This is a genomic window from Bifidobacterium sp. W8114, assembly GCF_016101165.1.
GTDB lineage: Bacteria > Actinomycetota > Actinomycetes > Actinomycetales > Bifidobacteriaceae > Bombiscardovia > Bombiscardovia asteroides.
Map to the genome: position 1 here is coordinate 106,961 of NZ_JACFRA010000001.1, position 14,886 is coordinate 121,846.

11 protein-coding genes and 1 tRNA gene are annotated in these 14,886 nt (G+C 56.0%); 5 read left to right on the forward strand and 7 right to left on the reverse strand.

Going from position 1 to position 14,886, the window contains the following annotated elements:
- Window positions 1-37 precede the first annotated feature (37 nt).
- From H3T89_RS00460 to H3T89_RS00470, 3 genes are read right to left on the reverse strand one after another with little or no spacing between them, the layout of a single operon-like run.
- Window positions 38-643 (reverse strand): DNA-3-methyladenine glycosylase, encoded by a 606-nt coding sequence (locus H3T89_RS00460; RefSeq protein WP_198215891.1) that lies wholly within the window; start codon window positions 641-643, stop codon window positions 38-40.
- Complete coding sequence (gene fdxA, locus H3T89_RS00465) at window positions 640-1,026, reverse strand: ferredoxin (RefSeq protein ID WP_029678651.1); 387 nt, start codon at window positions 1,024-1,026, stop codon at window positions 640-642. Before fdxA ends, H3T89_RS00460 begins: the two co-directional genes overlap by 4 nt.
- On the reverse strand, window positions 1,023-1,775 hold the full coding sequence (locus H3T89_RS00470) for a helix-turn-helix transcriptional regulator (RefSeq protein WP_198215892.1): 753 nt from the start codon (window positions 1,773-1,775) through the stop codon (window positions 1,023-1,025). The genes fdxA and H3T89_RS00470 overlap by 4 nt, the downstream gene beginning before the upstream one ends.
- Window positions 1,776-1,833: 58 nt before the next feature.
- On the opposite strand from H3T89_RS00470, the gene H3T89_RS00475 reads away from it, so the two are divergent.
- Entirely contained in the window at window positions 1,834-4,488 is a 2,655-nt protein-coding gene (locus tag H3T89_RS00475) for a multicopper oxidase domain-containing protein (RefSeq protein WP_198215893.1), read from the forward strand.
- A gap of 103 nt (window positions 4,489-4,591) precedes the next feature.
- Here the strand turns inward: H3T89_RS00475 and H3T89_RS00480 are convergent, their stop codons facing one another.
- Window positions 4,592-5,560: an AraC family transcriptional regulator gene (locus H3T89_RS00480; RefSeq protein ID WP_181415629.1), complete on the reverse strand. Its 969-nt coding sequence runs from the start codon at window positions 5,558-5,560 to the stop codon at window positions 4,592-4,594.
- A 129-nt stretch (window positions 5,561-5,689) separates the two neighbouring features.
- Between H3T89_RS00480 and H3T89_RS00485 the strand changes: the two genes are divergently transcribed.
- On the forward strand, window positions 5,690-7,003 hold the full coding sequence (locus H3T89_RS00485; protein ID WP_198203404.1) for a glycoside hydrolase family 28 protein: 1,314 nt from the start codon (window positions 5,690-5,692) through the stop codon (window positions 7,001-7,003).
- 3 nt (window positions 7,004-7,006) lie between these two features.
- On the forward strand, window positions 7,007-8,551 hold the full coding sequence (locus tag H3T89_RS00490) for an MFS transporter (RefSeq protein WP_198215894.1): 1,545 nt from the start codon (window positions 7,007-7,009) through the stop codon (window positions 8,549-8,551).
- A gap of 1,049 nt (window positions 8,552-9,600) precedes the next feature.
- Here the strand turns inward: H3T89_RS00490 and H3T89_RS00495 are convergent.
- Window positions 9,601-9,846, reverse strand: coding sequence for a TM2 domain-containing protein (locus H3T89_RS00495; protein ID WP_052108376.1), 246 nt, complete (start codon window positions 9,844-9,846; stop codon window positions 9,601-9,603).
- A gap of 648 nt (window positions 9,847-10,494) precedes the next feature.
- On the opposite strand from H3T89_RS00495, the gene H3T89_RS00500 reads away from it, so the two are divergent.
- Window positions 10,495-11,988: a hypothetical protein gene (locus H3T89_RS00500; RefSeq protein ID WP_198215895.1), complete on the forward strand. Its 1,494-nt coding sequence runs from the start codon at window positions 10,495-10,497 to the stop codon at window positions 11,986-11,988.
- A 21-nt stretch (window positions 11,989-12,009) separates the two neighbouring features.
- Entirely contained in the window at window positions 12,010-12,630 is a 621-nt protein-coding gene (locus H3T89_RS00505) for an NUDIX hydrolase (protein WP_015022180.1), read from the forward strand.
- A gap of 213 nt (window positions 12,631-12,843) precedes the next feature.
- Here H3T89_RS00505 and H3T89_RS00510 read toward each other — a convergent pair.
- Both H3T89_RS00510 and H3T89_RS00515 read right to left on the reverse strand, forming a co-directional pair.
- A tRNA-Arg gene (locus H3T89_RS00510) sits at window positions 12,844-12,920 on the reverse strand.
- Between the two features lie 45 nt (window positions 12,921-12,965).
- Window positions 12,966-14,861, reverse strand: a complete 1,896-nt coding sequence (locus H3T89_RS00515) for a 1-deoxy-D-xylulose-5-phosphate synthase (RefSeq protein WP_198215896.1) — start codon at window positions 14,859-14,861, stop codon at window positions 12,966-12,968.
- Window positions 14,862-14,886: the final 25 nt, after the last annotated feature.

Sequence of the window (14,886 nt, forward strand, 5' to 3'; positions counted from 1 at the left end):
AAGCTGTACAAGCCAGGAGCGCCGGTTTTTCGCCTAATCATCGCGACAGGTAGGGGTTGCCGGTGATGATGAACCTCCGTAGGGTCTCCTTGGCGTGGGATATGCCAATTCGGGGGGTTGCCGTGATGGTCTCTTCCTGGTCCAGACTGGCGGCTGCCAGGCGGATGGGCGGTTTTCTGAGGTCATGGCCGTAGTTGCGCTTGTCGATGTCCAAGGCCTGACAGAGCTTGGCGGGACCGTTGGTCAGTTCACGGTCCGGGTGATGGCCGTGCCTGTGGCTGCGCAGAAGGTCCAGACCCTGCACCGGCTGGCAGGCTCGAATCAGCACGCCGACACCGAATCCGTCCTCCTGGCAGGAGATGTTCATGCAGTAGTGCATTCCATAAGTGAAGTAGACATACATGTGTCCGCTGGGGCCGAAGAGGGCAGCGTTGCGCGCCGATCGTCCATGGTAGGCATGGCTGGCCGGATCATTCTGATCGTAGGCCTCGGTTTCCACGATCCGAACCCAGGCCTGTTCCCCCTCCGACTCATAGTCCCGGATGATCAGGCAGCCCAGAAGCATCCGAGCTGCCTGATCCACAGGGCGATCCAGAAAGTCAGGGAAGACCAGGTGATTGTCCTGGCTTGAAACGGTCTTCATTCCGTCTGGTCCTTACGGACCCAGACCGCGCGCTGGCCGCGTGATTCCGGCTGAATGCAGACGAAATTATCCTGGTGGGGCAGGGCGGCGACCTGTGGATGGTCGTGATCGTAGGGTCCCTGGGCCTGGGCGCCGCCGGCATCACCGACCTGGGCGAAGAAGTCCTCGGAGGCATCCTTGAACCAGGTCCATTCCTCTGGCAGGTCCTCCTCGTAGAAGATTGCCTCCACAGGGCAGACAGGCTCGCAGGCACCGCAGTCGATGCATTCGTTGGGGTTGATGTACAGATTTCTGGGGCCCTCGTAGATGCAATCCACCGGGCATTCATCCACGCAGGCCTTGTCTTTGACGTCCACGCAGGGCTGGGCAATCACGTAGGTCATTGCTTTACTCTCCCTTTTGATCGACTATCCGCTTTCACTACTTTCAGAAAGCAGCCTTTTGGTGAGGACAAGGGTTTCAAGGATACGCTGGCTTGTTTGTCGCCGGCCTTCTTGTTTCTGCCATCCACGAGCCCTTGGATCATGCCCAGATGGATTGTGCAGATAATGGGATGGCTGCTGACGCTGTCCAAGAAGGGGCATGAGGTCAGATACAGGCTTGCTGTATTCGGCTGCGATCTCACCGGTGCAAAACCCAGGGTGGTCAGAGCATTCAACAATGTCTGAGTGACGCTCGATGGAAGGTCCTTCTCTGTATTTTCCCTGCTCTGCCTGGCCAGGGTTCGGCCCCAGGCCATACCCGCTTTCAGCGCGGCTCTGTTTCTGCTTCGGGTATCGGGGCAGGCGGTTTCCAGAGCCATGCAGAGCGAGGAGATCATATCCTCCCGGGCTCGGTTCATGGATGTGGGGGAGTAGATGACAGCCGGTCTGCCTCGACCGGCTGATTGACCATCACTGTCCTTTCTCTGGCGGACTGCCTCACCTTGTTCGACCAGACGTTCAAGATGGAAACGGGCGGTCGTCGGATGGATGCCGAAGGTTGCCCCGATTTGCTGTGTGGTAAGACCTGTGCCGGTCTGTTCGACTGCCGTATGCAGGTAATCCAAGATTGCGGAGCGGATCTCTTCTCCGCTTCTGCGCCTGCCGGGGGCTTGAACCCATTGCTCGCGGGCTTGAATTTCCTGACTCATCGATTAAATTGTATAGCTATCAAATCAATTATCAACCCAGGACAAGGCGGACAGACCCATGCAGAACGACCAGAAGATGCGCAAGTCCGGCGGCAGAACCGCTTTGCCCAGATCCAGGATGGCCCTTCTCGTAGGCGCAGGTCTGGCTGCGCTGCTTGGCCTTGTAGCGGCGCTGATTCGTGCGGACCTGATTCACCCTTCAGACAGGGTTCCCCTGGCTGACCTGCACGGCGGGCTCATGGTCTATGGGTTTTTGGGCGCCGCCATTGGTCTGGAGAGGGCGGTGGCTTATCGCAGCGGCGGATCCAAGAAACCCTCCTGGGGCTTTCTTGCTCCTGCCTTGGGCTTGCTAGGGTCCCTGCTTTGCCTGATCTCGCTCATAGTTTCGAGCCGCGCTGCCGCCCCATCATGGGTCAGGGTGGAGCTTTTTGGCGGCATTCCGTGGACTTTGTCCATGTTAGTCCTGACGGCCATGTATCTGGCCATCTGGCATCGTCAGCCTTCTGCAGAGGTTCTCATACAGGTTCTCGGATCCCTGGTGGGTCTGGTCGGAGCTTTTGGATGGGTTGCAGGATTGGACGCCTCGGTTCTGGCTCCAACCTGGCTCTTCTTTCTGATTCTGACCATCGTCGGGGAGCGGGTGGAGCTGGCCAGGGCGGTCTTCTCGGATATCCGACTTGAATCGGGAATTCTGGTTTTGGGCCTCCTGACTGTCCTGATGCTGCCTGTTCAAGCCATGGTGCCTTCGGTCGGTTATCCGCTTCTGGGATTGGCTTTGGCCCTGCTTCTCCTGGTCATGGCCAGTCACGATGTGGCCAAAGGCACCTTCCGGCATGGCGGTCTGCCAGGATTCATGGGCACCTGCATGCTGTCGGCCTACGCCTGGGGGCTTCTGGCTGCGCTCATCTGGATGGTGGCGCCCTTGGATTCCAGCGCCTACTGGGGCGATATGGCGCTGCATGCCTTGGCTGTGGGATTCATCATGACCATGGTCATCGCCCATGTCTGCATGATCGTCCCCTCGGTCATTCGCAGGCCCCTGCCTTTTCATCCCCTCCTCTGGGGTGCCTGGGCGCTTATGCAGGTTGGCTTGCTGATCAGGCTTCTTGGAGCCATCCGGCTCTACACGCCCTTATGGAAGGCGGGAAACCTGCTGAACGTCCTGGGAATCCTCTCCATGATGATGACCGTGGTTTACCTGGCTGCTCGCGGCAAGCAGGTTCTGGCATCCAAACGCTACCGTCGGCGCCAGCCCGAGGACTCGCAAGCCGAACATGTCGGGACCCTGGCCCTGAGGACGGATCTGGTTGCCACATCGGTTACCGTGCTGGTCCTGGTGGCCGCCGTGGTCTTGATGGCCTTCCGGCCGACTCTGGCTGTCTCGGTCGGGGCTGCGCCCAATACTGGAGGCGTCCAGGAGGCATCGTCAAAGAGCGTCCAGCCGACTGGTCACACCAGCAGAGCATCAATCAGGGTAAAGGGGATGGCCTTTGTGCCGGATACCATCACCATCAATGCAGGCGACCGGTTGGTTGTAGAATTTGAGAACACCGGAGATCAGCGGCACGACTTGGTTTTCGCCAATGGCAAGAGCACGGGGTCCGTTCCTGTAGGCCAGAGCGTCTCGGTCGACGTGGGCGTCCTGAGCGGCGACACATTGGGATGGTGCTCGCTGGCAGGACACCGTCAGATGGGCATGGAGCTCAAGGTCAAGGCCAGGGGTGGAACAACTACCGAGCAAGTCCAGTCCTCCGCTCGGAAGATGACCATGAGCCAGGTCCCTTCGGCATCCAAGCTCAAGTCGCAGGCCGAGAAGAGCGACCCTGCCAAGGCCACTCTTCCGCCCCTGGATGACCAGGGGAGGGCTGGTACCAGAAAGTACACCCTGGATGTCAAGGAACGTAAGGAGCAGGTGGCAGCAGGGCTTACGCGCACGGTATGGAGCTTTGATGATGAGGGCGATCCGCGGGATGAGGGGTCGAGGCCCTTGGCCCAGGGTCCGGTGCTCAGAGGCCGGGTGGGAGACACCTTTGAAGTCACCATCAGAAACAGGGGAAGCATGAGCCATTCCATTGACTTTCATGCTGGTCCGGCCGTCCCCCAGACCATGATGCGCAACATCGAGCCAGGCAAGGAGCTCCTGTACACCTTCACCGCTGATCGGGCTGGCATTTGGATGTACCACTGCAGCAGCGACCCCATGTCAAACCATATAGCCAACGGCATGTATGGGGCTGTGGTCGTGGATGGCGGCGCCCTTCCGCCAGTGGCTGCTGAATATGTTCTGGTCCAGTCCGAGATCTATCTGGGGTCCAATGGAGGGGCTGCCGATGCTGGAAGGGTGGCGGCCATGAGCCCGGATATCATGACCTTCAACGGACGGGCCTTTCAATACGACGCCCATCCCCTCAAGCTGGGGAAGGGGCAAAGGGTCCGCATCTGGGTTCTGGACGCCGGGCCCAACCAGCCGCTGTCCTTCCATATCGTGGGAACCCAGTTCGATACGGTCTGGACCGAGGGCCGTTATCTGATAGGTGGAGGTTCAGGAGGGAATTCCTCTGTCTCATCGGCCGGAGCGCAGGTACTGCCCTTGTTGCCGGCCCAAGGCGGCTTTGTCGAGCTCAGGGTCGATCAGCCGGGCGACTATTCCATAGTCAACCACGTCATGAGCCTGGCCGAGAAGGGCGCCCACGGCATCCTGCAGGTTTCATGAACGTGTGCAGGCCGGTAGCCGTCCATGTAGAAAAATGTTCTCTTCGCCTTTTATGGATATGTGTGTGGTTGTGAGGATATTTCTGGGGGCCCGGATGCAAGTCCTATTGGCTTCCGTTGTTGCCGCGTGGCAAACAACCGTATCTGGTTCGGTATTTTTTGTAAAAATAGGTTTTATTGCTCCAGCCGACCATGGCAATGATCTTGTCCATCGGCAGCTGTGTATTCTCAGCCAGGAAATGCGCTCGGTTGAGACGTTCGTCAGTCTGAATTTCCTTAAACGTTCTTCCTGTGCGCTTCTTGATCAGGCTTCCCAGGTAATTGCGGTTATAACCTAGCTCCCGTGCGGTTTCTTCCAGAGTCAGATCGGCGGCATTCTCCCGAAGCATCTGCAGGACTTTCAGTACCGGATCATGAATGACCTGCTGCTGATCCTCTCGATATGTCTCTACGGGTACGTTTTCGATCAGTTCCATGAATAGGATTGTGACCTCCAGTCGGATAATCTCGCCGGTCAGATAGCTGTCCGAATAGTATTTTTCCATGATTTGCCTCAGCAGCTGTTGTATCGTCGGGTATTTTGAGCTCCTGAATATCATGTATGTGCTCTCGTCCTGGCTGGTCATATTGTGCATGAGGAAGTCAAAAACATATGCATTGTAGTGCATGATGCTTCCCAGACTGCTGGCATCAAAGTTCTCGACCGGAAACATGAGGTTGATTATGATGTCCTCCCGGCTGGGCGCAGCAATTGCGTGAACGGTGTTTTTTGACATGAGGAGCAGATCGCCCATATTGAGGTGTTGCTGCTGACCGTTCACTGTCTGACTGGAGCTTCCGGAGTAGACGTAGTTCATCTCCAGAAAGCTGTGACCGTGTTCCGGATAGTCGGCGAATCTGGAGCACTTGCTGATATAGACCTTTCTGTCATTCAGAAAATATGAGTCTCTGATAATGACCCGGCCGTTCTTCAGGGTGAATGAACTGTTTTTGATTTCTGTCATCTTCCTGTGCTCTCGGACGTTTTTCAGCTCGTCCTGGCTCATTGAGAACAGTATCTTGTCGATATCCATCTTCTTTGACCACCATCCTCTATGGAACGCTAACAGACCTGTGGTTTTGTTACACGAGTTCTGGAACGGGGACATCGTCGCCCTACATATCATTTTGTTAAACGAGGAAACAAAGGAGTCCTTGACTATATGAATAAAGATACCACGACGGTGAGTGCCGGTGATTTCTCCAGCATTCAAGAGGCTATAGATCACTTGGCGAAATGCGATGGGGCGAGGGTACTGACCATACCCAAGGGGACCACGGAAACAGGGCCGCTCGAGCTCATTTCCGATCTCACCATCATTCTCGAAAAAGGTGCGGTTCTGAAATTCAAGGATGATCCGCACCTGTATAAGCCCATTTGGACACGATGGGAGGGGATTGAATGCCATGCCATGCATCCTCTTCTCTATGCGGCTGACTGCCACAATATAACCATCGACGGAGAGGGGATTATCGATGGTAATGGAGCATGGTGGTGGCGCACCTTTGCGCAGATCGAACGCACCGACAGAACGCAGCCGCAGGAAGACTACGAGCTGGAACTTGCCAGGCTCAACCCTGATTACAAGGAACGCGCAGGTGGCGGGGCGCGTCCTTCGACGCAATTCCTGAGACCTCCGCTTATACAGTTCTGGAAGTGCACGGCGGTCAAACTAAAGGGGATCACTGTTCAAAATTCGCCATTCTGGACTATTCATTTTGTCTATTGCACGCAGGTGACCATTGATGGCGTGACTGTCAGGAACCCGGCGAACGCCATTAATACGGATGCTTTGGATATTGATTCTTCAACGAACGTTGCTGTGTCGAACTCTTTGTTCGATGTGGGTGATGATGCCATCACCCTCAAATCGGGCAGTGGCCCCGACGGACTGCGCGTCAACAAGCCGACGGCACATGTCAACGTAAAAGACTGCACGATCCTGGCCAGTCACGGCGGTATAGCCATTGGCAGCGAAACCGCTGGAGGCATCAATGACGTGAATGTTGAAAAATGTACCTTCTCAGGCACTCAACGTGGCATACGCCTGAAAAGCAGGCGGGGGCGCGGCGGCACCATAGAGGGGATCACCTTGCGTCATCTTGAAATGGATCACTGCTGGTGCCCGATCGTCCTGGGCATGTATTTTGCACCTGGGGTTCTCCCCCAGGAGGAGGATTACGTCCTCAGCAAGTCGGCGCAACCGGTGGAAGCGACCACCCCTCATATTCGCAATATCAGGATTGAAGACGTACGGGCCGACAACGTCCGTTCAACCGCCGCCTTCATCGTAGGGCTCCCCGAGAGTCCCATCGAAAACGTCAGCATCGATCAGTTCGAATGGCATCTGGCCCCTGAGGAGGAGCTGATGGAGACCTGGCATACAGAACCGACCAAAGGCCTGTTCCATGATGCAGATCGAGGGCTGAAAACCATAAATGTTCGCAACCTTTACATCAATGGAGAGCAAAGGTAACAGATGACAAACGAGACAAAATCAGCTTCGAAGTCTTCGAAGCGCTGGGTATACACGCCGAAGAAGATCACCTTCCTGCGCAGCCTGGGTTATGGCTTAAATGATCTCAATGGCTCTGCCTGGGGGACGCTTGTCGGATCCTATCTGATGGTGTTTCTGACCACCTACGCGAACCTGAATGCCGGGTTGGTGGGCACCATGTTGCTCGTCCTCAAGCTCTTGGATATGGCTATTTGCGGCATCCTGGGCGGCATCAGTGACCACCTGTTCTCTACATGGGTGGGCAGGAAGCTGGGAAGGCGACACACGCTGTTCCTGTTCGGCGCAATCCTGACGGCCATATGCTTCCCCCTGCTTTTCACGATTCATCCGGGTTCCTACATCTGGTATTTCGTCGTTCTTCTCCTTCTTGAAACAGCGCAGGATTTCGATAACATCGCCTATGAAACCCTGGCTACGGAAATGACCGACAATGCTGATGAGCGAGTCAAGCTTTCCTCCGTCCGTATGTTCATCTCGGCCTTCGGCACCTTTGCCGTGACCGGTCTGCCTGCCGTCCTGCTCAAGGCGCTGGGCGAGAACAGCGGCAGCGCCTATACGATTTCCGGTATTATCTTTGGCATAGCCTTGGCAGCCGGGACCTTGGTCACCTATTTCTCCACCTGGGAGTTCTCCCCTGAACATGTTCAGGAGTTTGAAGCAAACCATAAGCAGGACAAGCACAAGGGCCTGGGCGAAGTCGCCAACGATTACCTGCAGGTACTCAAAACCAAGGCTTGTCGCAGGACTGTGGTTATTTACTTTGTCTCCTACTTCGGCAAGGATTGCTTCAATACCGCCTTCTTCTACTATGCCATCTTCCTGATCGGCATGAGCCAGGCCAATGCACAGGCAGCATCCAGTCTGTCCATTCTTGGCATGCTGGTCGTCCCCGTGGCCACCTTCTTCATGCAGAGGAAGGGCCCCAAGCCATTGTGGACGACGGCCTTTGGCCTGCAGCTATTCGTCCTGGCGACGTATGCGATCGTCTACTTCTCGGGAATAAGGCTCAACCCAACATTCATGTTCGTCCTTGTCTTCCTGCTTTCCGCAATTTGGCAGATAGGCAGGCAGACGGCTGAGTACACCGTTTGGAACGTGATTCCTTTGGTGCCGGACGTGGACACCATGGTGTCCGGGAAGCTGCGGGCTGGAGCCTTCGCTGCTGTTCAGACCTTTACCCGCAAGGTCACAGGCGCTTTGGGCTCCGCCTTGATCGGTTGGATTCTCACTTTGAGCGGATTCAACCAGCATGCCTCGGTGCAGAGCGGTTCGGCCAAAATGGGCATCATGGTGGCTTTCGCCCTGGTGCCAATCGTTTGCTTCATCTATTCTCTCTACCTGGCCCGTACCTTCAACCTTGATCAGCATTCGCACAAGATAATCAAAGACGAGATCAACCGTCTGCAGGCTGGTGGCTCCAAGGCCGATGTCGACCCAGACACCAAGCGTGTCGTTGAGGACCTGACAGGTTACCGGTATGAGGATGTTTGGAAGACCGGACAGTAGAAGTACTCAATGATGACGTGGTCATGGCAAGGCATGGCTTGAGGCAGGCCTTGCCATGACCACGTATTGGGTTTGATAAAGAATACACAGGCAGGGGAATGCCGATGCCTGCGGGGGAGACGATGGACAAGCAGCAGTCGGCAAATTTCACCTATCGGCGTTTCTTGATTTCGGCCCTGCGGCACTGCTGTTGACCTGAGCCTGCTCTTACTGGGTCATACGGCCCCCTCGAATAAGCAGATGGCTCAATGCTTCGTCCATGGATATGACGACTGGTTTCGTGCCAGGTGCGGCCGGGTCCTGTTTTTGTCTCGTGTCGCACCATATGCCGTGTAGATAAATAAAAGCGGTTCCAGTGAATCATTGTGCTCCTGGATTGCTCAGAGCATGGCGGCAGCGGCGCGAATCAGAGCCGTCGCATGGATACCTTATGCGCTACTTCTATCGCCGGTCAATTTCCTTCGTCAGCACCTGGTGAACCCAGGCTCATATCTCACTCGTGCAGGGCTATGCAAGCTTCGTGAGGGATGACTCTGCAATGTCGGAATAAATGCTTCCGGGCCGCTGCAGTCGAGCCATGGAGAGCGGAACTGCCGTTGATGCTGTCCAGAGGCGCCGCCGTCAGGGGAGTTAAGCGCACAAATCTTCCGGGGTCCAATGGAGGGGCCGCCGATGCTGAAAAGGTGGCGGCCATGAGCCCGGATATCGTGACCTTCAATGGCCGGGCCTTTCAATATGACGCCCATCCCCTCAAGCTGGGGAAGGGGCAAAGGGTGCGCATCTGGGTTCTTGACGCTGGCCCGAAAAGGTGCCCACGGCATCCTGCGGTGTCTTGAGATGGTCAATCGGTATTCGTTGCTTGAACCAGATGCTCGCCAAGTTTTGGGGCAGATCCGATCCCTGACCTCGTGGAAGGGTGTGTCTGCGTGGTCTGTTGTGACGTGCCTTTTGATTGTCTCTCGTCCTTGGCTGGAGGAGGTTAAACGATGCAAAAGCATCCAAGGGAAGCTCAGGCAGGCGAGGCCACTGTGGGCAGGATCCGTGCGATTTTAATCCTGCAGCTGGAGTCCCTTGCCGTCCATGTGGTAAGGCGACCCCGGATGTGAGCCAAGAATCTGCGCGCCTTCTACGATGGCCCAGATCGAAGAGATGAGAGGGCCTATGAAGAGAACGAAGATGGTGATCAGCAGCTGGGCGACCCCGCGCCCGGTCTTGCCCAGATAAAAGTTGTGTATGCCAAAGCCGCCCAGGAAGAAAGCCAGGATGGCCGCCGTGACCTTCGACTTGTTCGACATACCCGGTCCGCTGACATATTGGGCCTGAAGTTGCCACGGTTGAATTTGGGCCGGTCCGGGGTTGCTGTTGAACTGAGAACCATATGCGGTTTGGCCGTACGGATTCTGTGGTCCTCCCGGTGCGTTTGAAGCCTGCCAGGACTGATCCGCATTGGGGTATCCAGTGGCGGCTGACGAGGGATTCCCCTGTTGGGAAGCAATCCCGTAGCTGTGGTTGGAAGGCTCTTGGTCGTATCCCTCGTCGCCGGAGTAATTCCGATTTGCCGGGGCCGGCTCTTGGTCCTCGCTTGTTTGCTTATCTATAGGTTGATACCAATCGTTCATGGTTGCCCCTCCTGTGGATACCTGCGTGGGAATGTATCATTATATCCCCGAAAGGGCTTGGTTGCAGGGCTGATTTGGTCTGAAAACTGTTCAGGCATCGGCCATGGATATTCGAGTTCCTGTCAATATGCAGGCAACTTCAAGGGAAAGAAGCAACCACGGCGTAAGGCACTCCGGTTGTCAATGATTAGCGATTGGTACTTCCGGAATTTTCCTTCATGCCTGGGTTTCTTGAATCAGTTTTAAAGAGGTCGTACTCAACGGGCCGGCAAGCACGAGGTCTAGCATATAGACATGAGTCAGAGTTTACGTCAGGATGCCATCATGCTGACCAATTTCGATTCAGAGGAACAGCTGAACGATTGGAATCGGGTCAGGCGGCAATGCGAGTGCGATCAAGAGGTGAATTGGCGGTTCTGGTCAGATGGTCCTGACGGGTTGAGCATCTGCGAGAGAACCATTCAGCAGCACCCGGAGTTTCTTGAACGATTTGCCGGCATTCTCAGAACGGCATTCCTTTATAGTCCCCAGGTTCTTGTCACTGATGCAGAGCTCTTTGATGGCATCTATTTTCTGGCATTTGGTCCTGATGTCGTTCTTGACCTTATTGGGCAGAACGGTTATGAAAAGCCTTTCCTCACCATATCCGGCAGACAACGGACCCTGGAGGAGTGCCTGCTGCGGTTCACCACAGTGCCGCCTGACAATCAGCAACTTTCGGCTGAAGGAGGGGCGGTCACCCTGCCGGATATAGGTACGCTACGGCCGCTTGAATATCAGGTTTTACAGGAGACCATCACCTCTGAAGAAAGTCAACGGTTCGTTCCCCAGACCAGAGCCGTCTTGAATGAGCATGCAGAGGATCATTGGTCGATAGCTCAAAGGATCGCCTGCTTGTACTCCGCATACTGCCAGCAAGGTCCGTCTGATGGTACCTGCCAATTGCTGGCCCAGCGTTGGCAGGAATGGATAGATGCAGAGCGAAAGGGCCTCATCAGGTATAAGCCGCAGAATTCCCAAACCGAGTCGAATGCCGGTATCTCCCGCAGCTTCAACGATGCCTTTCTTCCTGTTGTCACTGAAAACGCCGATTGTCTGCGTTCATGGTGTTCTGCATCCCAGGCGAACGAGGCAGAAAAGACCGTATTTCGGGATGTTCTGGACAGGATAAGTCATGAACCGAGACGGTCCAAGGCGTTTGCTCTTATCAGGCAGTCGGCATTGCCTGTAGGTAGGGCCGATTGCAATAGGACCATGGAATGCGACCAGCAGACACTGATTGATTGGTACCAGTTTGTCTACCGCTTATCAATGGCGGATTACCTGGACTGCTGTCTCATGGCCGTACAAAGTGAGCCGAATTCGTATGAGCGCTATGCAGGCCGAACAGGTGGGCGCTCCTTGATGCTATCGGGACAGGTCACGGAATTATTGGGGCAGATGCCATCCGCCTGCTTTGTGCAGTTCTGTTATCAGTCAAGAGATGCGATACAGCAGTGGCGTAAGTGTCGACCGGATGCTCCGGACTCTGCCCAGCAGCGGCATATTCGCAACATCGCCTACTGTGTGCAAAAGTCAGCATCGCAGCTTGACCGAAGACAGGACAACTCAAAAATCATCAAGCAGTTCATTGCGACCCTGATCATCGCATCCGTATCCGTTTTTTGCGACAAGATTATTTTCTCCGGATCAATGTCCATTATCCTGATATTGATTGCGGCCTGGTTCATTGAAGTATTTCCCGAGTTACTGACAATGATGGAGTGGATGCACGACCAGCATTCGGCAACACAAACCATGGTATTCGCTCAACGGTAATCATCGACCAAGAAGGTGGCTGTGAACAACGCTGATGAGCTCGGTTCTACGAGTCCTTTGCAGGAGATAAGGCGTAGAAAAGTCTTCGAGGAAGCAGGGGGAGCCGACTTTACCGTGACTGCTGTGGACGTCAAGGTAAGGGACACGGGTGCTGACATGACCTTGCACGTTGCGTCTGTCAAACAGGGTCAACCAGGCGTGATTTGTGTGGCGGTCGTAGAACAGGGGGGAGAGGACTTCTATCTTATAGCGCGCCACTGGCGGGTTGCTGTAGAAGACTGGTTGTGGGAATTTCCGCGAGGCATGGGAGAACAAGGTGAAAATCCCCAGACCACAGCCATTCGTGAATTGCATGAAGAAACCGGATTGTGGGCTCAGCCGGACGCCGTCCACCAGTTGCATAGGCTTCATGCCGATGCCGGGGTGCTCCAAGACGACGTGCGGGTGATGGAAATACGGCTTGATGACGTTTCATCTATCCCTGTAGTCGACAGCGTCAACCAGGGCGGTGATTGGGAATTAGAGGATCTGCATTGGCTGCGATCGGCTGATATAACAAATATGATTCGTGATGGTCGACTGATTGATGGGCCTACCATAGCTGCATTCTCAATACGGGAGATTGATAGGCGAAGGCGGTGAGGTCCTTGTGCGATTTGCGTATATGCGCTCTGCTGCACAAAGTTCGGACTGTCGCGTGCCTGATATTGCCAACGATGAACAGACCAGTGCCCATGGAAAGTAGTCGTTAACTAACGCAAATCGTCTACTCTTTATTGCTTCTTGCTTTTTGCCTTAGGAGAGGTGAGCACGAGCTGACACCCTGCTTTAAGTATTGAGAGCAAGGAGCGCAATTGGTGACCCCGGAGAGATTCGAACTCTCGACCTACAGATTAGAAGTCAGTTGCTCTATCCAGCTGAGCTACGGGGCCAAACCCTTTCATTGTACCCGCCTGGAGTCCATCGGCGGGTCAGATCTATGAAGCCTGGTCGGCAAGGGCATCCGATATGGCTCGAGTCATAGCCGGAACGGTCATGCCATACCTTTCCAGCAGGGTGGTCTTGGGGACCCGGTCGTTGAACTCCTTGTCCGCTCCGAAGGCCAGTGTGCGAACCTGACTAGGCCCGTAGTATGCAGCCACGGCTTGGCCCCAGCCGCCGTCCAACTGGCCGTCCTCGATGGTGACCACCAGGGAGTGAGAAACGGTCAGGGTGTCCAGGGTCTGCTCATCCAGGCGGTCATAGCGATGCGGGTCCACCAGTGTGGGCTTCAGCCCCGTGGACCTCTCCAAGGAATCAGCAAGATCACGGCCAAGTGGAAGGGCATCGCCGAGAGCCAGCAGGGCTACGGTCTTACCTTCTTGCAGGATTCGATAGTGATTCCAGGGAGCAGCGTCCGATCCGCATTCAGCATTGGTCTTCGAGGAATTTGCAGCCAGCTCCATTGGCTTGCCTGCGCGTTCTGTCGCCAGAGTGCGCTCGCCGGGTACCCTGATGACCACCGGCTGCCGGGCCGGACCCGTTGCCCAGGCCAGCATGTCCAGGAACTCGAACCCGCTGGTCGGAGCCAGGCAGGTCAATCCAGGGATGCCTCGCATCATGACCATGTCGGCCGTACCTGAATGCGTGGCATCGGTTTTGGCAACGCCAGTTGAAAAAACGAGCAGAGTCACCGCACTGCCGTTCAAAGCCATCTCCTGCTCGATCTGGTCGTAGGCCCTCTGGAAGAAGGTGGCCGAAGTGGCGACCACGGGAGTGCCTCCAGCCTTGGCGATTCCCGCGGCATAGGCTATCGCGTGGGATTCGGCGATGCCCACGTCCCGGTAGTGGTTACCAGCCCGCTGGCGGAAGTCGGGATCGATGCCGTTTGACAGCGGCGTGGCTGGGGAGATGACTATCAGGCCCGGCTCTTGTGGGAACCTGGCTTCCAGGGCCTGCATGGCCATTCTTCCGTAGGTTTTTCGTGAATTTGGCAGGCGATTCAGAGAGTCCAAGCCGTCCTGCCAGTGGTTGGCCTCCACCGGACCTTCGGCGGGCAAATCCGGCAGGGAAGTCATACGTGCTGTTTCCCCATTGTTCTGGGCCATGGAAGCCGGCCCAATCTGCCCCCGACTGCCCTGGCCAAGCCCCAGGCCCTTGCGGGTGTGGATATGGACCACCACCGGATGGTCGGTGTCCTTGACCTGACGGAAGGCCTCGATCAGGTCCTCGATCCGGTTGCCCTCTTCCACGTAACGGTAGTCCAGTCCAAGGGCGCGGAAGGGATTGTCCGGGCTGCGTCCCCCGCTGGCACGCAGGGCCGCCAGACTCCTGTAGAGCCCCCCATGGTTCTCTGCAATGGACATTTCGTTGTCATTGACCACGATGATCAGGTTGCCGCCCTGTTCGGCAGCCCAATCCAGCCCCTCGAAGGCCGGCCCACTGCTCAGGGAGCCGTCGCCAATGAAGGCGATGATGTTGGCCTTGCCGCCGGTCGCATCCCGCTGGGCGGCCATCCCGCAGGCCAGGCCGATGGAGGTGCCGGTATGCCCCAGCATGAAGTCGTCGTAGCGGCTCTCCTTAGGCGAGGTGAATCCGGACAAATCCTCCTGATGCTCGGGGTCTGTGTAAGACCGGCGCCGACCGGTCAGGATCTTGTGGGTGTAGGCCTGATGGGAGACGTCGAAGATTACATGATCGTCAGGCATGTCAAAGACGTAGTGCAGGGCGATGATGGGCTCGATGGTGGCCAGGTTGGAGCCCAGGTGGCCGCCGTGACGTCGACAGAAGCGTATCAAGAGCTGGCGGATCTCGTCGGCCAGTCGATTCAGCTCTTCCAAGGAGAGAACCTTCAGATCCTTTGGGGAGTCGATGCTGTCCAGAAGCTTGCCCATAACCCTCCTGTCTGTTTCCGTAATT